This window comes from Erwinia sp. PPS120 (assembly GCF_047918655.1).
GTDB classification, from domain to species: Bacteria; Pseudomonadota; Gammaproteobacteria; order Enterobacterales; family Enterobacteriaceae; genus Erwinia; species Erwinia tasmaniensis_A.
The window spans coordinates 1-19,364 of record NZ_JBLREF010000014.1 but is presented as its reverse complement, the minus strand read 5'-3'; the positions used below and the strand labels follow the sequence as shown (position 1 = coordinate 19,364).

The window sequence follows — 19,364 nt, the reverse complement described above, 5'->3', positions numbered from 1 at the left end:
AATGGCTTCAGGCCGAGGTAATAGCGGCGCGCCGGGGAGTACGCCGACCACGGGAAACGCGCTGGCGGCAGGGAGTGCGGCGACAGCAAGAAACCCGGTGACGGCAGGGAGTGCGGCGACAGCAAGAAACCCGGTGACGGCAGCAGGTCGGGCGGCGGCGACTGAGTCTGCCCCGCTCCGGCTGCATTTTTGCGATCTTAACGTAGGCCAGGTGTTTCACAGCGCCGAGTATTACGTCGGCGCAGATGAAATCATCGAATTTTCAAAAAAATACGATCCTCAACCCTTTCATATGGACGACGAGCTGGCGAGGGATTCTATTTTTAATGGCCTGGCCGCCAGCGGATGGCATACCGTGGGAATTACCATGAATCTGCTGGTAAAAAGTCTTCCGCTGGCGAACGGCATTATCGGGACCGGGGTCGAAAAAATTAGCTGGCCCAGGCCGACGCGGCCCGGCGATATTTTGCGTATTAAAGCTAAAATCACCGAGATTGCGCCCTGCCCGTTGCGGCTGGACAGGGCACGGGTGAAAATTCACATCTGCACCTTCGGGCAGGACAACCGCCTGCGTCAGGATCTGATGGGGAACCTGCTGATCCTGAAATAGCCCTTCGGTCGCAGAGATGCGGCGGGTTAATCTCAGCAAATCAGCCCGCGCGATCATCGTGCCGCCGCCGCAAGGCGGTGGAGGCATCTTAGCGCTATCAGCTCACAGAATAACCGGCGAAGCTACTCGTCTGCGGTCGCGTATTTGATGACCCGTGTGTTCTGCCAGTCCGTTCGGTTAAACCACAGGATGGTCATCACCGCCATAAACAGGTTGGTGAGCGGAAAGGCCCACCACAGCCCGGCGATACCCAGCGCGGTATTGTGCGACAGTACCCACGCCAGCGGGATTTGAACCAGCCACTGCGAGATCATTGCCAGCGTCATAGTGGTCATGGTACGCCCTGCCGCCCGGAAGGTACCGCAGAGCGCCATTTGCAGGCCAATCAACCCGTAGCTGGGGGCAATGGTATGCAGGAACTGCGAGCCATAATGGATGATGCTCTGCTGACCGGGCGTAAAGAACGCGATGAGAGAAGGCGCAAAGACAAATGCCAGCAGGCCGACGGCGCTCAGTCCGCAAAACGAAATGATCGCGCTCAGGCGTCCGATGGCGCGGGCGCGCTCAAACTGCCCGGCCCCAATGTTCTGCCCAACCAGCGCAGAGGTGGCTATCGACATGCCAATCGCCGGGACGATAACCAGCGCATTAATATTGTTAACCACCCCGTAGGATGCGGTCACCACCGTGCCCAGCAGCGTCACCATAAACATCATCACGTTGGCGCTCAGCGCATAGGTCACCAGCTCAATGGATGATGGCAGCCCGAGGCGAAACGCGCGGCTGATGGTTTCCAGCCGGGGCTTCATCGCCCGCAGGTGAATGGTGATCCCCACCCGGCCATAGCGTGCAAAGAGCAGCCCCACCCCCATCGCAAGGCACTGGTTGATCAGCGTCGCGATACCCGCCCCGGTCACGCCAAAAGCGGGGATAATGCCCCAGCCGAAGATAAACAGCGGCGCGATAACCGCATTAAGGATCAGCGTGCCGAGGGTGATTAACAGCGGGATACGCACTTCCCCTGCTCCGCGCATCAGCGATTGCAGCATTGAAAAACCAAAGGTAAAGACCAGGCCGCCCAGGGTGATGCGCAAAAAGCTGAGCGCTGCAGCCATCACATCCGCCTCGGTTCCCAGCCGGTGCAGGATCCACGGGGCCAGCAGCTCGCCTGCCAGCGAGACGGGAAGTGCAAACAGCCACGCCAGCAGCAGCACCTGAGCGGCAATCTCATCGGCGAGGCGTTGCAGCCCGGCGCCGATGCACTGGGCCACCAGCGTAGACCCGGCCACGCTCAGGCCAATTCCCATCGCAAAAGCCAGAAAGAAGATCGGCTGACTGACCGAGATCGCCGCCACGGCCTTATCGCCCAGGCGCCCAACCCAGAACGCGTCCACCGTGATATACCCGGACTGTAAAAGATTAGATAAAATAACCGGTATGGCGATTTTCAGCAGGGAGCGCAGTATCGATCCTTCCAGCAGAGTATTCGGTGCATTGTCAGTGACGGCGGAAGCCAAGAGTCAATTCCTCAACCTGTAATTAGTAGCGAATCGCCCCGCACGCTGGCGAGCGGAGCAGCAGTAAACCTCAAGAATATTGAAGTATTTTTGATAAATTGCCACTACTGAATGCGTTATTGATCCTAAATGCATTTATGAGGCCGCTGTCACATTAGCCCAGATAGCGTCGGCATGTGCCCCTTTGATATCTGCTGCACGAAAACTTGCACAAGATCATAAAGAGGTCGATTGGTTATCGCTTCCGATTGCACGTGGCGAACTTTCCTACAACAATAGTCATCACCAAATGTTACCGGTAACAAACAGGCCGGGCATTATGCTTTTTCCTCAGGGGAGCCGGGCAATGAACCTTCTCAACAGCACGCTAAACCGCGTTACCCAGCGTATTATTAAACGCTCTGCCGCCACCCGCAGCCGCTACCTCGCCCGTATCGACGCTGCGCGCGACCATACCGTTCACCGATCCATGCTCACCTGCGGCAACCTGGCCCACGGGTTTGCGGCCTGCCAGCCGGATGATAAGGCGGCGCTGAAGAATATGGTTCACAGCGATATCGCCATCATTACCGCCTATAACGATATGCTCTCCGCCCACCAGCCCTACGAGCACTACCCGGAGAAAATCCGGCGTGCGCTGCGCGAGGTGGGGGCGGTTGGCCAGGTCGCTGGCGGCGTACCGGCGATGTGCGACGGCGTGACCCAGGGCCAGGACGGGATGGAGCTGTCGCTGATGAGCCGCGATATCATCGCGATGTCTGCCGCGGTAGGCCTCTCTCATAATATGTTCGACGGGGCGCTGTTCCTCGGTATCTGCGACAAAATTGTCCCCGGCCTGGTGATGGCCGCACTCTCCTTTGGCCATCTTCCGGCGGTGTTCATTCCCTCTGGCCCGATGAACAGCGGCCTGCCCAATAAGGAGAAAGTCCGCATTCGCCAGCTCTATGTGGAAGGTAAGGTCGATCGCCGCGCCCTGCTTGACGCCGAAGCGGCTTCCTATCATGGTATCGGCACCTGTACCTTTTATGGCACCGCCAACGCCAACCAGATGGTGATGGAGATGATGGGGCTGCATCTGCCCGGCGCCTCTTTTGTGCATCCTGATACGCCACTGCGCGAGGCGCTGACCGATGCCGCTGCCCGCCAGGTTACCCGTCTGACCAGCAGCGCGGGCAGCTATATGCCCGTTGGCAGGCTGGTGGATGAGAAAGTCATCGTTAACGGCATTGTTGGACTGCTGGCAACCGGCGGCTCGACAAATCTGACCATGCATCTGGTTGCCATGGCGCAGGCCGCAGGCATACTGATTAACTGGGACGACTTCTCCGGGCTGTCAGAAGCGGTGCCATTGCTGTGTCGGATTTACCCTAACGGCCCGGCGGATATTAACCAGTTCCACGCGGCGGGTGGCGTCGCGCTGGTTGTTCGCGAGCTGCTTGACCATGGGCTGCTGCATAACGAGGTCAATACCGTGGCCGGTTACGGTCTTGAACGCTATACCCAGGAGCCATGGCTCGAAAAGGGTCAGCTGGCATGGCGCGACGGTCCGACGGCATCGCTGGACGATAAGGTGATTGCCCGCGTGGCAGGACCGTTTGAACAGCACGGCGGGACAAAGGTGATGTCGGGGAATCTGGGCCGCGCGGTGATGAAAACCTCCGCCGTCCCGGCAGACCATCAGCTGATTGAAGCTCCCGCCGTGGTGTTTAACAGTCAGCACGATATCCAGCCCGCGTTCGAGGCGGGCGAGCTGAATAAGGACTGCGTGGTGGTGGTGCGCTTTCAGGGTCCGCAGGCCAACGGTATGCCGGAGCTGCACAAGCTGATGCCACCGCTGGGCGTGCTGCTGGATCGCGGATTTAGCGTGGCGCTGGTGACCGATGGACGTCTTTCCGGCGCATCGGGTAAGGTACCTTCCGCCATTCACGTTACGCCGGAAGCCTTTACTGGCGGTATGCTGGCGAAAGTGCGCAATGGCGATCGCATCCGGGTGGATGGCCGCACGGGCGAGCTAACGCTGCTGGTGAGTGACGCGGCGCTGGCCGCACGTGACGCCGATCAGCCCGATCTCAGCACAGAACATACTGGCTGTGGCCGCGAGCTGTTTGGCGCGCTGCGCAGCCAGCTTTCCGGGGCCGAACAGGGCGCCTGCTGCATCAAATTTTAAGGGAACCATCAGATGAAAAACTGGAAAACGAGTGCTGAAACTATCCTGACCGCCGGTCCGGTCGTACCGGTGATTGTCCTGAACAGGCTGGAGCATGCGGTGCCGATGGCCCGGGCGCTGGTCGCGGGTGGCGTGCGCGTGCTGGAGGTAACCCTGCGCACCGCCTGCGCCCTGGAGGCGATTCGCGCCATCGCCCGGGAAGTGCCTGAGGCGATCGTTGGGGCCGGAACCGTCATCAATCCGCAACAGCTGCGCCAGGTGACGGAGGCGGGCGCGCAGTTCGCCATCAGTCCCGGCCTGACCCCGGCGCTGCTCGACACCGCCTGCGCCGGAACGATCCCTCTGATCCCGGGGATCAGCACCGTTTCAGAGCTGATGCTGGGCATGGATCATGGCCTGCGTGAGTTTAAATTTTTCCCGGCCGAGGCTAACGGCGGCGTTAAGGCGCTCCAGGCCATCGCCGGTCCCTTCCCACAGGTGCGTTTCTGCCCCACCGGGGGGATCTCTCCTGCCAACTTCCGCGACTATCTGGCGCTGAAAAGCGTGCTCTGTATCGGCGGATCCTGGCTGGTGCCCGCCAGCGCACTGGAGGCGGGCGATTACGCGCGGATTACCACGCTGGCGCGTGAGGCGGTTGGCGCAGCGTAGCGCTGACAGAAGCGCTGCCGACGGCGATAGGCGTAGACATCCTCTATATGGCCTTCGCGGATGCGCTGCTGTAGGCCGCGCTAAACAGCTCGCTGTGCATCTCATCAAACAGCGCGGCGATGGCCGGATCGGCGCAGAGATAGTGACGAAACTCCTCCGGGAAAATATCCTCCGGCGACACGCTATACCAGGGCTCGTGACTCAGCTCATCTTCCGGGTAGCGGGCCGCCGGGATATCGCGGAAGTTCACCTCCGTCATCGCGCTGATCTCGTCATAATCGTAAAACACCACCCGGCCATGGCGGGTGACGCCAAAGTTCTTATACAGCAGGTCGCCAGGAAAAATATTGGCCGCCGCCAGCTGCCTGACCGCATTCCCATACTCCTCAATGGCCTCGCGCCGCTGCTGCCCGCTGGCCTGCTCCAGCCAGAGGTTAAGCGGCGTCATCCGTCGTTCCAGATAAAGGTGGCTGATAATCAGCCTGTCGCCGTCAATGCGTAGCTTCCCGGCGATCGCCTGCATTTCAGTCAGCAGCTCATCGCTTATTCGCGCGCGCTCAATGGCGAAGTGTTCAAACTCCTGCGTGTCGGCCATCCTGCCTACCCGATCGTGCTCCTTCACCAGCTGGTAGCACTGCCGCACCCGCTCCGGGGTCACCTCCTTCTGCGGGGCAAACCGATCCTTAATCACTTTGAACACCCGATCGTAGCCCGGCAGGGTAAATACCAGCATCACCAGCCCTCTGACGCCGGGCGCAATCATAAACCTGTCCTGGGTGGTGGCGATCGCAGTGAGATATTCGCGATAGCACTCCGTTTTGCCATGCTTCTGACAGCCGATAGCCATATACAGCTCGGCGGTAGTTTTCTCCGGCAGGATCTCCCGCAGCCACGCCACCAGCGCCGCAGGCAGCGGGGCATAGACCATAAAGTAAGCGCGGGCGAAGCCAAAGACGATGCTGGCTTCACGCTTGCGGGTCAGGCAGGTGTCAATCAGCAGCTCCCCCGCCTCGCTGCGATGCAGCGGCAGGAGGAAGGCATACACGCCGGAGGGCAGATGCAGTTTGCCTATCAGCCAGGCGGCTTTGTTGCGGTAGAAAAGCTCCTGAAAAACCTGCAACCGCCCTGACGCCAGCTCCTGCGCCGGGAAATTTTCATGCAGATGCGCGACGACATAAGCAATGTCCCGCGTCCTGTCCTGCCAGGGCAGACGCAGGGGTAGCTCGCTCAGCACGCCTTCCAGCAGCGACGTCCAGCCGTTTTCAGCGCAAAATTCTTTTGCCAGCGGACGCGGGATCGCGCGGAAGCGCCCCTCGGGCTGGGAGCTGAAAATAAACAGCCGCTCGGGCGTCAGAAGCTGATGGCCATACAGACGGCAGTAAACCGAATTGAAGAAGCTTTCGGCGATCTCAAAACGCGGGTAGTCGGCCAGCATATCGGTGTACAGCGCCTTTACCCGCAGCAGAAAACCACCGTCAAAGGCCTGCTGGCCGGTGATGCAGCGCAGTTGCTCAACCACCAGCCCGACGTGGCGATCGTACAGATGAATACGCGCTTTCATCGCCGCCTGCACGGCCATCCAGTCAGCCTGCTCGAAACGGTGCTGAGCGCCCGCCGTGATATCCAGAAAGCGTCCATACTGCGCATCGAACCCCTGAAGAATGGTTTGAGCGACCAGCGTTTCCAGGTGTGCCATAGCTCCCCCTCTACCCCGTCTGACCGGCTGCTTTGGGTCAGCCGCTCAGGCGCGATGACGTTTGCAATGCGTCACGTCTGCGGCGCTGAGATATCAGGTGCGGGTATGCCTGAAATCCATCACCACTGCGGCCGCTAAGACACGTCTGGCGCAGATACGCCTGAAGCGCCCGCTGTCTCAGTCAGAACTGCTGCTCTTCGGTTGAGCCAGTCAGCGCGGTCACGGAGGAGACGCCCCCCTGAATAATGGTGGTGACGCTGTCGAAGTAGCCGGTGCCCACCTCCTGCTGGTGCGAGGAGAAGCTGTAGCCCTGCTCGCGCGCGGAAAATTCCGGCTGCTGCACTTTTTCAACGTAGTGGCGCATCCCCTCGCCCTGCGCGTAAGCCTGCGCCAGGTCGAACATGTTGAACCACATGCTGTGGATGCCTGCCAGGGTAATAAACTGGAAGCGATAGCCCATCTCCGCCAGCGACTGCTGGAAATGCGCGATGGTGCAGTCATCAAGATTTTTCTTCCAGTTAAACGAGGGCGAACAGTTATAGGCCAGCAGTTTTCCGGGGAAGCGCGCATGGATGGCCTCCGCAAAGCGCTTCGCCGCCGCCAGGTCGGGCGTGGAGGTTTCGCACCACAGCACGTCAGCATAGGGCGCGTAGGCCAGCCCACGGCTGATCGCCTGATCCACTCCGGCCCGCGTACGGAAGAATCCTTCCGGCGTGCGCTCGCCGGTAATAAATTCGCCGTCGTACGGGTCACAGTCAGAGGTGATCAGGTCGGCGGCGTCGGCATCGGTACGCGCTATCAGCACCGTCGGCACGCCCATCACGTCGGCTGCCAGCCTGGCCGCCACCAGCTTCTGGATCGCTTCCTGGGTTGGCACTAATACTTTACCGCCCATATGGCCGCACTTCTTTGCGGAGGCGAGCTGATCTTCAAAATGGACGCCGCCGGCACCGGCCTGGATCATCGCTTTCATCAGCTCAAATGCGTTGAGCACGCCGCCAAATCCCGCCTCGGCGTCGGCCACGATGGGCAGGTAGTAATCGACGTAGCGCGGATCCTCCGGCGCTATTTCGCTGGCCCACTGGATCTGGTCAGCGCGCTGAAAGGTATTATTGATTCGTTCGACCACGTTCGGCACCGAGTTGGCCGGGTAGAGGGACTGGTCGGGATACATGCTGCCAGCGAGGTTAGCATCCGCTGCCACCTGCCACCCGGAGAGATAGACAGCCTCAATGCCCGCTTTCGCCTGCTGGAGCGCCTGCCCGCCGGTGAGCGCGCCCAGGCTGTTGATGTAGCCCTTCTTCGCGCCGCCGTTCAGCAGCGACCAGAGTTTTTCCGCGCCGAGCTGTGCCAGCGTACAGGCCGGGACGATCGATCCCCGCAGTTTTACCACCTCCTCTGCGCTATACGGGCGGGTAATGCCCTCCCAGCGTGCGGTTTGCCAGCTCTGTTCTATCTGCTCAGTCTGTTGGGTACGAGAAGTCATAGCGGGTGCCTCTTTTTGATTAAAGGGGGAGATCAGTGAAGTAAGCGATAACCCGGCAGCGTCAGGAATTCGATCAATCCGGATTCAGTGGTTATGTGTTCCATCAGGTCGGCCGCTTCGCTAAAGCGCCCCTGACAGTAGCGCTGGTCCCCCAGCTCCTCCTGAATGACGCGCATCTCTTCTGCCAGCATCTGGCGGAACAGCGCAGCGGTGACCACCTCGCCGCTTTGCAGCGTTTTGCCATGGCGGATCCACTGCCAGATTGAGGTACGGGAGATTTCAGCCGTCGCGGCATCTTCCATCAGGCCGTAAACCGGCACGCAGCCGTTACCCGAGATCCAGGCCTCGATGTATTGCACTGCCACGCGGATGTTGGCGCGCATCCCCGCTTCCGTGCGCTCACCGGCACAGGGTTCCAGCAGCTGTTCCGCGGTAATCGGGGGATCGTCCTCGCGCAGCACGTCGAGCTGGTTTTGCCTGTCGCCCAGCGCGTCGCTGAAGAGCGTCATAACGGCGTCCGCCAGTCCCGGATGGGCGATCCAGGTACCATCGTGTCCGTTAGCCGCCTCACGTGCTTTGTCAGCCCGCACGCGGTTAAGTACCCACTGATTGCGTTCGGCATCTTTGCTGGGGATAAACGCCGCCATGCCGCCCATCGCAAAAGCGCCGCGTCGGTGGCAGATTTTAATCAGCAGGCGGGAGTAGGCATCAAGAAACCCTTTATCCATCGTCACCAGCTGGCGGTCGGGCAGGACGCGATCCGGGTGGTTTTTCAGGGTTTTGATGTAGCTGAAGATGTAATCCCAGCGGCCGCAGTTGAGACCGACGATATGGTCGCGAAGATGAAACAGGATTTCGTCCATCTGAAATACGGCGGGCAGCGTTTCAATCAGCAGCGTGACCCTGATGGTGCCGCGCGGCAGGCTGAAACGATCTTCAGCGTAGCTAAAGACGCGATGCCACCATGCGGCCTCCTGCCAGCTCTGGGTTTTTGGCAGGTAGAAGTAGGGCCCGCTGCCTTTCGCCAGCAGGGCCTCAACGTTATGGAAGAAGTAGAGCGCAAAGTCGAACAGGCTGGCGGGGATCGGCTCGCCCTGCCAGGTGACGTGCTTTTCCGGCAGATGCAGGCCACGGACGCGGCATACCAGCACCGCCGGATCGGGCTTGAGCTGATAGATTTTGCCCGCCTCATTGCTGTAGCTGATGGTGCCGTTGACTGCATCACGCAGATTGATTTGTCCCTCTATCACTTTTTCCCAGCTGGGCGCCAGCGAGTCCTCAAAATCTGCCATAAAGACGTCAACGTTGGCGTTTAACGCATTGATGATCATTTTGCGTTCAACGGGCCCGGTAATTTCCACCCGGCGACGCTGAAGATCGGTTGGAATCGGGCGGATTTTCCAGTCGCCATTTTTAATGGAATCGGTTTCCAAAAGAAAGCCTGGAAGTTCACCGTCGTCATAACGCGCCTGCGTTCGTTCTCTTTCTTCCAGTAACGCCTTCCGCTGGGGGCTGAATTGCGCCACCAGCGCGCTAAGAAAGTCGATGGCCTCATCGGTAAGAATCTCTTTTTCGGCCCTGCCAAAAGTGCGCTGGAACGCCAGTTCCCGGCTGATAACCTGTTGTGTCATTGCTCCACTCCCGTCATCTAAGCTGTTTGCCTGCGTCCCGACGCGGGCCTGTTTTGCCGCTGTGTATTTATTGACCGGCTGTTCCAAATATAATCATTCGATTTCTTAAATCAAAAACTATTTCCATTTTTAATGAGCGAGTGTTGTAACTTTATGATTTTCGGATTAATAAAGTTTATTTATGAAAGGAAGGGGTTTTCATATAAGGGGATTGCGTCCTGGGGGCGTCAGGGTCAATGCGTTCGGGCCGGGGATGAGTAGAAAAAAGCAGGGGAAAGGGCTCTGAAGTTGGCCGGGGTGTCCGGTGCTGCGAAGGTCCGGGGGGTCGCCTGCGGTTAGGGCCCGGTGCTGCAAAGGCCGGGGGGCTGCAAAGTTCGGGGGTATCGCCTACGGGAGGGGCCTTTTACAATATGCTCGCTGTAGGTTGAAGCGGTTCAGGATATTCCTTTTGCAATGTACTGGCTGTAATTTAAGCCATTGATAGTTTCTTTGTTGTTTGATGTGGCTAAGCGGATTAGCCAAAAACAGTGGGTATGATCGAGGCAGCCCCTGACATGGGGGTAAACGGCGTTTGAAGCCCAGTTAAACGGAAACGTATGATAAAAACCTGGCCATAGGATTTTTAGTCCGTAAAGTCGTGGCATGGTCAGTCAGATTTACGTTGATCTGATTAACGGGTTTATTAACATAAAATATGCCGAAAACCGCATGACTACTGGCATCAGCGGAAAGAGTAAACAAAACTCTCGTTATCTTTACTCGCTCAATCTGCTCAAAAAATGCACTTAGCGTACGATCTCGCACGGTTGGGCTTTAAACCCCGATTACGTTATCCCCCTTAAACTACCCATTAAGAAAAAAAGTGGTTTTATGTGGCGGGAAGAACGGGTTGATATTGGCCTCGGGCATCACGGAGACAAAACAACAACGGGCGCGATTTGCTATGCCAGTATGCAGGACACCTACTGGTTCGCGGTGCCCGCGTTATTGCGCCAGGGCGACCGGTCAGGAGACGGTGAGCCGCCACACCCTTAGGAACCGATACATATCATAGAAGCCCAGATGAATAGCGGACAAGTGCCGAACCGCAGCAGCACGGGCAGTCAGCGAAGAAGGTATCCCGGTCTGAGCCTCTCCCGCTTCCTGCCCTGATGTACCCGACGAAGAACCCGATGGATGACTATCAGGCCAGGAACATACACCGCAGTGGTCTGGGTATCCTGCCGTTATGTAATCAGTTTCATCTCGACGTTGATACAGTCTCGACAAAGGTCAATGCGTACACGCTCAGGCTGGTCAATCCGCGGAACCCTTACGGCATACCATCCCCCTGTGCGGGGCCGGGAACGCAGAAGCAGATGTCCTTTGTCAGCCGGAGATTCCTGTCCCCCTGCGAATGATCAGGGACGGGATTTGTGCAGCGGTGCCGCATGATGAGTCCATTCAGTAAGGAGCGGGGCGATGTCTGCTTCACACTCACCGGTTCCACCTGTTTCAGACGTACGTTTATCTATCATTTCCTGCATCACCGGATAGTGGCCGCAAAGCTCAAATGACCCCGCACCACCCGTTTCGCCAAAGATATCGCGCCAGATAAAGTAAAAGACCAGCGTCGGCTTATTGGCAATACGTGCAGCCGGATAGCGATAGCGCGTTTCTTCAAATGCAGCGTCAGTGACCCTGTCTGCCAGGGTATCAAGCAGCGCCAGGATGCCGCTGCCGTGATCGAAGGCCAGTTTTACCCGCTGCAGAATGTTTTCGGGCAGTAAATCCCGGCAGGCTTCGCGCAGTAACCATTTTTCGGTCGGCCGCTGGCTGCTTTTCTGGATCAGACCTGACGCGGGCAGGTTAACAGCATATTCCACCAGCAGCGGATCGAGGAAAGGTACACGGGCTTCAACGCTACAGGCCATAGTGGCGCGATCCAAACGTCGGCACTCTGTCTTGTGGAGATGACCCAGTAATTGTTTGAGCTGGCCGGAAAGACGGGCGGGTGGAACGCGCCGCAGCAGCCCGTAGCCCGCGAATATTTCATCTGCGCCTTCGCCCGATAATATTACCTTTATCCCCTCCTCTGCCGCAGCCTGGGCCAGTTGCATTGTCATCAGCCCCTCAAGCACCATCACTGAATTGTATGACTCTGTGACCTGAACTGCACACCGGAGCTGCGCCAAAGCCTGTGTCACGGTAAAACTACACTCGACAAGCCTTATACCGAGGTGACTGGCAACCTGACGCGCGGCGATGGTGTCCGGTGAACCCGGCATACCGATGGTAAAGGCCACCAGATCCTGCCGGTGACGTGCCGCCAGGGCAGCAATAATACTTGAATCCAGTCCGCCGGACAGAAATACGCCGAATTTCACCTGGGGATCGGCCTGCATGTGTTTTTCCACCGACGCTTCGAGCAGCGCGCGCACGAGGCGTGTATCGGGCACAGAGCGGCGCATGCTTATGTTAATATCAAACCAGGGACGGATCCCCTCAGACGTTGCCATCCAGCCCGGCGGGAGTTCTTTAATCAGTGCAGCATCTTCGCTGAGCGCCTGCAGTGCCTTAATTTCAGAAGCAAAGAACCAGGCCCCATCCCGTTGAAGATAGTAAAGCGGTTTTATGCCAAATCTGTCCCTGGCGGCAAGAAAGTCCTGTCTGTGCTGGTCATAAATAAAAAAAGCGAACATGCCATCCAGCCGGGGAAGTAGCTCAGCACCATACTGATGATAAAGATGAGCAATGACTTCTACATCAGACCCTGAGCTGAAAATGACGTCATTTTCCAGGTCTGCGCGTAACGCGGCATGATTGTATATCTGGCCGTTACACACCAGGTGTACCGTGCCGTTTGCGATGTGGAATGGCTGTGAACCACCATCTATATCCATGATACTCAGGCGATTTATGCCAAAAGAGCAGCGTTCAGTCACCGTTGCATGTGTTTCATCCGGTCCCCTGTGCTGGATTTTACTTAACATAAGTTCAACCTTGCCCGCGTCACTGGTTCCGTACAGTGCTGCAATTCCACACATGTCATGCTCCTGATGGTAATGATTTCAGTCTGGCCAGGCGGCAACGCCTCCCGTCGTGGGTCAACGGAGCCGCTGCTTCAACTGAGTGAAACAGGGGGGAATTCCGTTCCATGAGTAATATTGATGGCCATTCTAAGTATCTGAAAGGCTGGCGAGGAACGGGTTGGTAAGATAACTGCTCAGCCTCAGAAAGCGGTGCGGCCTCACGGAGGAAATAGTGTCAGTGTAGTGGCACGCTGAATTCAACACCACCCGCCAGGCGATACTCAGGGTTTAAGTGGCAATGGAGGATGCTAATGTTCAGCCATAATCTGCTCTTACAGGGCTTGTGTGACTGAAAACCGAACAGGTACCCGGAGGTCTATATTGCCTGTGGCCGTAAGCGTTCTGACCGCTTTGGCGCAGTGGACGGCAGTAAACAACCATGGCGCTTGTGCAAAGCAGATCCGAATAGTGCGGAGTGCAAATAGCGTATTTGAGACCATTCCATACAAAATTGGGACGAAACTGGAGTGCCCGCCAGAAGACTGTAGGTTTTATTGAAAGTGACGCAGAAACCTGCGGAAAACTGTCGGGTTTTGCTCAAAGCACTGTTGTAGGGTTTTCCTCACAGCACTACAGGAGCCTGAGAGGTGGATAATCCCTGCGGTTGACGGGCATTCCGCAGCGCTGCGGCGGAGACGGAGGGCCGGGCGAGGGCAGCAGGGATGCTGCTCTCAGGGAGCGGCGGGCAGGGATTATCCACCGGCACAGCAGATATCGCAGCCCCTACAGCCCATTACTCAAGCGTTGGATTCATATGACGTAAATCGTACGGGGTTATCTGGTAAACGTAATAATTCAGCCAGTTCAAAAACAACAGATTCCCATGGCTGCGCCAGCTGAACCGCGGTGGCAGCGTCGGATCATCCTGCGGGAAATAATTATAAGGGACTTCCGGGTTCAGGCCCGCCTCGTAATCGCGGTGGAACTCACCTGCCAGCGTTAGCGCATCGTATTCGGGATGACCGGTGACAAAAGCCAGACGCTTATCCTTACTGGCAAACAGATAGGCCCCGGTCTGCTCAGACTCGGCGAAAATATCCAGATCGGTGTAATCACGCAGCAGCTGGGTGGGGAAATCTGCATAGCGCGAATGCGGGGCCAGAAAAGTATCATCAAACCCCCGCGTCAGCAGCGCGTGCGGATGCAAAATTTGGTGCTCATAAACGCCTGACAGCTTGGTTTCCCGCGTTTGCTTAGGAATGCCATAGAGAATATTCAGCGCCGCCTGAACCGCCCAGCAGACAAATAGCGTTGAGGTCACATGCTCTTTAGCCCAGTGCAGAACCCGCTGGATCTGCGGCCAGTACGCCACATCATTAAAATCGACCAGCCCCAGCGGAGCGCCCGTCACGATCAAACCATCAAAGTTATCGTGCTGTATATCTTCAAAATTACAGTAGAAGTTATTCAGATGCTCCATTGGCGTATTGCGCGACTCGCGGCTGTCGATGCGCAACAGTTGAATATCGATCTGCAAAGGAGAATTGGAAAGCAGACGCAAAAATTGATTTTCCGTCTCAATCTTCTTCGGCATCAGGTTCAGCACCAGTACCTTCAGCGGACGGATTTCCTGAATACTGGCACGCGATGAGGTCATGACAAAAACATTCTCATTGCGCAGAAAATTCACCGCGGGTAATTCATCGGGTACCCTGATTGGCATAACCTACTTCCTCAACTCACCATTTATACGTTTAGACATCCAGACAGCCAAAGATAACGTGATGGCCAGCGAAAGTCGAGTGCTCATCCGGAAGTTGAGAATCTTTCATCTCCCTCAGTTAAAAAGCTCAACAAAGGGCAATATCACCGGCGCCTCCGTGCTGGCGTGTCGGTAAAGCAGCCAGGTCCGGCTCTTAAGAGGTTCTCCCGCCACCTCAATCGGCATCCTGCACAGGGTATCGGGCAGCGGACGGTAGCTGGAAACAATCGCATAGCCCAGCCCCTGTTCCACCATTGCCAGGCAGACTTCCAGCTTATCCACCCGCATGGTTACGCGGGGTGCCTGCGAATAGCTCGCATTCCACCATCGCTCTATCAGCCCGGTGGTATGACCGCCATGGTTAATTTTTATTTGCGGCAGCCGCGGAAGCTGCGTGAGATCGACCGGCCCCCGACTAATCAGATAGAAATCATCTTCATCGACCAGCCGCCTGCCCTCTTTCCAGCCGTAGTCGTCTTTAACCAGCGCCAGATGGATCTCTCCACGCTGTAGCTTCAGAAAGATCTCTTCACTCAGGCCGCTCTCCAGCCTGACGCTGATATCGGGGTGACGTTCGCTAAACATGGATAGCAACGCTGGCAGGCGCCAGGCGGCAAAATTACTCGATGAGCCAATACGCAGCTCTCCCTGCTGAGGGCCGTCCAGCCTTTGCAGCGTGTTCCTGAGCTGCTGAAACTGGCTGATGACGGTTTCGGCATGTTGGGCCAGATAGCGCCCCTGAGCCGTAAAGGTCAAACCCCGCCCGCTCTGTTCAAAAAGTCGGATATTGAGTTTTCGCTCGATCTGTTTGAGACGATAGCTCAGTGCGGGCTGCGAGGTAAAAAGTTCCCCGGCTGCCCGGGTGATATTTTTATACTGCCAGACGGTACGAATAATTAACCAGTCTTTCTCATTCATGATGCTTCCCCCCCGCTGACTTCTGCCCCCCATAAAATAATTTTTGGCCTGGAGACGCAAGTGATAAAAAAGCTCAATTGGGAATTGACTGTAAAAAAGCCTATATCTGTATAACTGTCTGGTTTTACAGAATTTACATGCACCTGATTGGGGAAAAAACATGTCTGAACGCACCATTAGCGCGCAGAAGGATAAAATTATTAATGCCGTCGACGCGGCTGGCGATACGCTGCACAGCCTGGCCCTGAGTCTGCATAAGAATCCGGAACTGAGCTTTCAGGAGCACCGCTCCGCTGGCGAACTTATCGCTCCCCTGCGTGAAGCGGGATTCACCATTGAAACCGGGACGGCCGGGCTGGAAACGGCCTTTCGGGCCAGCTGGCAAAAGGGCGTTGGCGGCCCTACTATCGCTTTACTCGCCGAATATGATGCGCTGCCGGAGCTGGGCCATGCCTGTGGTCATAACCTGATCGGTACCGCCTCGGTAGCGGCCGCGCTGGCGCTCAAAGCTGCTGACGTCGACTTTACGGGCCGCATTGAGGTAATTGGCACGCCTGCGGAGGAAGACGGAGGCGGCAAAATTATCATGGTGGAAAAAGGCGTTTTTGAAGGTATTGATGCGGTGATGATGTTTCACCCGCGTGAAAAAAACATGGTGGTGCGCGGTGCGCTGGCCTGTTACGACGCGACCTTTAAGTTCTTTGGTAAGGCGGCTCACGCTGCCTCGGCACCGCAGCTGGGCATTAGCGCGCTGGATGCGGTGATCCACAGCTTTAACGGTATTAACGCACTGCGTCAGTTCTTTACCGATGATGTTCGCGTGCACGGTGTTATCACCCACGGCGGCAGCGCAGCAAATATTGTTCCCGCCTATGCTGAAGCAAAATTTATCCTGCGCGCCGCAACGGTCGGCGGGCTGGCAGAGGTGCGTCGTAAAGTCTATGCCGCGGTGACCGGCGCCGCTGAAATGACCGGTGCGCGGGTAGAAATTGAGGAAGGGCTGGTATATGCCGAGCGCAATAATAATCTGGCGCTGGCAGCCAGCTTCACCCGTAATCTTGCGCTGCTGGGCGTGGAGAGTAACGATCCGCCCGCGGGCGGCGGCGTGGGCTCGTCGGATATTGGCAACGTGAGTCAGGTCACTGCGGCAATCCACCCCTATTTGCGCATCGGCGATGTTACGCCGCATACGCCGGAATTTGCCGTCGCTGCGGGATCCCCGGCTGGCCTGGCGACGATGATAACCGCAGCCAAAGCGCTGGCCATGACGACATTCGATCTTTGTCATGATGCAGATACGCTACGAGCGGTAAGAGATGAATTTACGCAATGGCAGTCACAAACGAATGCGGCAGGAGAAAAGTCATGATCAAATCCCGAATAGTCATGCTGGCCGCACTGGCCCTGAGTTGTTCGTCCGCTATGGCAGCAGGTGAAACACTTCGCGTCGGCGCAGATCTCACCTACCCGCCTTTTCAGTTCCGCGATGTCAACGGCAAGCCAACCGGCTTTGAAATCGATATTACCAATGCCGTATGCAAAGCCGTAGAGGTGAAGTGCGAATACGTGGTTAGCAGCTTTGATGCTGAGATCCCCTCGCTGCTGGCGAAGAAGGTTGATTTTATCTCACCGCTGGGTGCTACCGTGAAGCGGAAAAAATCGATCGACTTCAGTGATTTCATCTTCCACATCCCCTCTCAGCTGGTTGCCCGTAAAGGGGTGAATCTGCTGCCTACCCCAGAATCGCTTAAAGGCAAAAACATTGCCGTACAGCAGGGTTCGATTCAGGAGATGTATGCGAATAAATACTGGGCACCAGCCGGTGTCGTGGTCAAGACCTATCCTGACCAGGATGTGATTTATCAGGATTTAGCGGCGGGCAGGCTCGACGGGTCGCTTGCGCCAGCCGTAGCGGTGACCTTTGGGTTTTTGCAAAAGCCGGAAGGGAAGGATTTTACCCTGACCGGGCCGGAAGTGCGTGATGACGTGCTCTTTAGCAGAGGTTCCGCTTACGGCGTTCGCAAGGGCGATGAGAAAACCCTGACCCTGCTCAATCAGGGGCTGGCGAAGATTGTGGCTGATGGAACGTGGGAGAAGATCAAGCAGCACTATTTTGGCGATATCGAGATGAAGGTGACGCCAGTTAAGGCATCCGATGCCGCTCAATAAGCCGGAGAACGCCGCATTTCCTCTCCATTCTGATGCCGATACGGACGTACTGCTACCGCTGATGGAGGGGCTGCTGGATGCTTTTGAGCCTCTGCATCGGCTGTCCGGCAGCGTTGATGCGGAGCGTGCAGCGGATAGTCTTATAGAACAGCTTTCCGCACTCGGTCTTACGCCCCGTCGTGAAATCTGTCCGTTATTGCTGAGCGATCCCGTTCTGGGCACGCTGGAACTGCCCGACTTTCCGCACTGGCAGGCGAGCGCTAAAACGCGCTCCTTTTCTGCTCATTGCCCTGAAGGGATCGCTGGCCCTCTTTATTATGACAGCCGATCGCAGGAGACCCTTCCCGACAGCGAGCTTGCTGCCTGGCAGAATACCGTTCGGGGCAGGATCGTAGTCGCCGATCGCGGCCTGGAGGACTATGTGCAACAGCTATGTCGCGCCGGGGCACTTGGGCTGGTGCATATCTGGGGTTCGGCAGAAGAAGCACTGCATGAAGAGACCGTTGGCCCCATCTGGGGAACGCCTGTTCCCGACGATGGTATACGCTACCCTTCCCTGCCGGTAGTCTGTATCAATCAAAGACAGGGCCGATCGTTACTGGAAAATCTTGATCGGCAGGCCCACCCTGTTACCGCACGGTTAGTGACCCGGCTTAATGTACATGTTGTCGACTGTAGCCTGCCTGTTGTCGATATACCCGGTGAGATCGACGAATTTGTGCTGCTTTCCTCTCACTATGACTCATGGCATCAGGGTCTGACGGATAATGCGACGGGTAACGCACTCTGCCTGGCAATGGCCGCCTGGTTTCATCGTTCACCCCAGATGAAAAGAGGCCTGCGTATTGCCTGGTGGCCGGGCCATTCTAATGCCCGCTATGGCGGATCGACCTGGTATGCCGATCGCTATCGCGAGGAGTTACAGCAGAAGTGCATCGCACATATCAATGTCGACTCTCCCGGCTGTAAAGATGCGACGGAGGTGGTGGTGAATGCCAGCGGAGCTGAATCATTCGACTTTCTCAATCAGGCGATTATTCACGAAACCGGCACAGCGGCACGGCGTATCACTCCATTGGGTAAAGGGGGCGATCAGTCGTTCTGGGGATGTGGTATTCCTTTGCATTTCGCCTTTCGCGTGGAGCCGGGCATTCGTACCAGCCACTCTCCGGGAAGCGGTGGAGGATGGTGGTGGCATACCGAAGCCGACACGCGTGATAAAGTGGACACTTGCCTGCTGTTGAGGGACTGCCGGATCCATACGCGCTGGCTTGCACAGCTGTTATATAAAGTGTGCCTGCCGCTGGATCCCGGTGGCTATCTGGAGCGGCTTACAGAGGAACTGGATCGGCTTCAGTCTGCTTTGGATCCGCAGTTTGATCTTTCACCGGTGAGAGACGCGTTGCTGGCTTTGCAGCAGCAGGTAAAGGATTTGGGCCGCTGGCAGGATTGCGGGGCACGGCAAGAGGAGATAAAGCAGGCGATTGCGCTGTGGCACCGCGTCCGCTACAGCTCAACCGATGATTTCCATTACGATTATAGCTACCACGGCGGTGCCTTTCCCGGCCTGCAGCTTCTTCGCGATCGTTTTCACCACAACACTTCAGCCGCCACATTTTTGATGCTGGCCACCCAGTTTACCCGACAGCGCAGCAGGGCGCTGAGCCTGCTCATGCAGAGTGCCCATGTGCTCCGTGTTTGCAGTGGCCCTGATTACTCACAGTAAGAATTTCCCGGTCCCAAAACGCA

At 57.0% G+C, this 19,364-nt stretch carries 13 protein-coding genes and 1 pseudogene; 7 read left to right on the top strand and 7 right to left on the bottom strand.

Annotated features, from left to right (window positions below):
• Position 1: 1 nt before the first annotated feature.
• Positions 2 to 610: a MaoC/PaaZ C-terminal domain-containing protein gene (locus ACLRGG_RS08535; RefSeq protein ID WP_416249315.1), complete on the top strand. Its 609-nt coding sequence runs from the start codon at positions 2 to 4 to the stop codon at positions 608 to 610.
• A 122-nt stretch (positions 611 to 732) separates the two neighbouring features.
• Here the strand turns inward: ACLRGG_RS08535 and ACLRGG_RS08530 are convergent, their stop codons facing one another.
• On the bottom strand, positions 733 to 2,127 hold the full coding sequence (locus ACLRGG_RS08530) for an MATE family efflux transporter (RefSeq protein WP_416249314.1): 1,395 nt from the start codon (positions 2,125 to 2,127) through the stop codon (positions 733 to 735).
• Positions 2,128 to 2,473: 346 nt separating this feature from the next.
• Between ACLRGG_RS08530 and edd the strand changes: the two genes are divergently transcribed.
• Positions 2,474 to 4,294 carry a phosphogluconate dehydratase gene (gene edd, locus ACLRGG_RS08525; RefSeq protein WP_416249313.1) on the top strand — a complete coding sequence of 607 codons (1,821 nt, stop codon included), beginning with the start codon at positions 2,474 to 2,476 and terminating at the stop codon, positions 4,292 to 4,294.
• 12 nt (positions 4,295 to 4,306) lie between these two features.
• Positions 4,307 to 4,942, top strand: a complete 636-nt coding sequence (locus tag ACLRGG_RS08520; protein ID WP_416249312.1) for a bifunctional 4-hydroxy-2-oxoglutarate aldolase/2-dehydro-3-deoxy-phosphogluconate aldolase — start codon at positions 4,307 to 4,309, stop codon at positions 4,940 to 4,942.
• On the opposite strand, the pseudogene aceK reads toward ACLRGG_RS08520, so the two are convergent.
• The 3 genes and pseudogenes from aceK to aceB form a co-directional block, all read right to left on the bottom strand.
• Positions 4,894 to 6,638 (bottom strand): annotated as a pseudogene (aceK, locus tag ACLRGG_RS08515) (bifunctional isocitrate dehydrogenase kinase/phosphatase). The gene ACLRGG_RS08520 and the pseudogene aceK sit on opposite strands and share 49 nt — an antisense overlap.
• A 181-nt stretch (positions 6,639 to 6,819) precedes the next feature.
• A complete protein-coding gene (gene aceA, locus ACLRGG_RS08510) occupies positions 6,820 to 8,124 on the bottom strand; it encodes an isocitrate lyase (RefSeq protein ID WP_416249311.1) in 1,305 nt (434 codons plus the stop codon).
• Positions 8,125 to 8,156: 32 nt separating this feature from the next.
• A complete protein-coding gene (gene aceB, locus ACLRGG_RS08505; RefSeq protein WP_416249310.1) occupies positions 8,157 to 9,755 on the bottom strand; it encodes a malate synthase A in 1,599 nt (532 codons plus the stop codon).
• An 870-nt stretch (positions 9,756 to 10,625) separates the two neighbouring features.
• Between aceB and ACLRGG_RS08500 the strand changes: the two genes are divergently transcribed.
• Positions 10,626 to 10,790 (top strand): hypothetical protein, encoded by a 165-nt coding sequence (locus ACLRGG_RS08500; RefSeq protein ID WP_416249309.1) that lies wholly within the window; start codon positions 10,626 to 10,628, stop codon positions 10,788 to 10,790.
• A 365-nt stretch (positions 10,791 to 11,155) separates the two neighbouring features.
• Here the strand turns inward: ACLRGG_RS08500 and asnB are convergent, their stop codons facing one another.
• The 3 genes from asnB to ACLRGG_RS08485 all read right to left on the bottom strand — a co-directional run bounded on the left by asnB (position 11,156) and on the right by ACLRGG_RS08485 (position 15,446).
• Positions 11,156 to 12,781, bottom strand: coding sequence for an asparagine synthase (glutamine-hydrolyzing) (gene asnB, locus ACLRGG_RS08495; protein WP_416249308.1), 1,626 nt, complete (start codon positions 12,779 to 12,781; stop codon positions 11,156 to 11,158).
• A gap of 778 nt (positions 12,782 to 13,559) precedes the next feature.
• Positions 13,560 to 14,489 (bottom strand): homoserine O-succinyltransferase MetA, encoded by a 930-nt coding sequence (metA, locus tag ACLRGG_RS08490; RefSeq protein WP_416249307.1) that lies wholly within the window; start codon positions 14,487 to 14,489, stop codon positions 13,560 to 13,562.
• 114 nt (positions 14,490 to 14,603) lie between these two features.
• Entirely contained in the window at positions 14,604 to 15,446 is an 843-nt protein-coding gene (locus tag ACLRGG_RS08485) for a LysR family transcriptional regulator (protein ID WP_416249306.1), read from the bottom strand.
• A 160-nt stretch (positions 15,447 to 15,606) separates the two neighbouring features.
• Here ACLRGG_RS08485 and ACLRGG_RS08480 point away from each other — a divergent pair, with 160 nt between their 5' ends.
• The 3 genes from ACLRGG_RS08480 to ACLRGG_RS08470 are packed head-to-tail and all read left to right on the top strand — an operon-like array spanning position 15,607 to position 19,341.
• The gene (locus tag ACLRGG_RS08480) at positions 15,607 to 16,815 is read left to right on the top strand and encodes a M20 family metallopeptidase (RefSeq protein ID WP_067710132.1); all 1,209 of its coding nucleotides are present in this window, start codon (positions 15,607 to 15,609) and stop codon (positions 16,813 to 16,815) included.
• Positions 16,812 to 17,615, top strand: a complete 804-nt coding sequence (locus ACLRGG_RS08475; protein WP_416249305.1) for a transporter substrate-binding domain-containing protein — start codon at positions 16,812 to 16,814, stop codon at positions 17,613 to 17,615. The genes ACLRGG_RS08480 and ACLRGG_RS08475 overlap by 4 nt, the downstream gene beginning before the upstream one ends.
• Positions 17,602 to 19,341 carry a M28 family peptidase gene (locus ACLRGG_RS08470; RefSeq protein WP_416249304.1) on the top strand — a complete coding sequence of 580 codons (1,740 nt, stop codon included), beginning with the start codon at positions 17,602 to 17,604 and terminating at the stop codon, positions 19,339 to 19,341. The genes ACLRGG_RS08475 and ACLRGG_RS08470 overlap by 14 nt, the downstream gene beginning before the upstream one ends.
• Positions 19,342 to 19,364 lie beyond the last annotated feature (23 nt).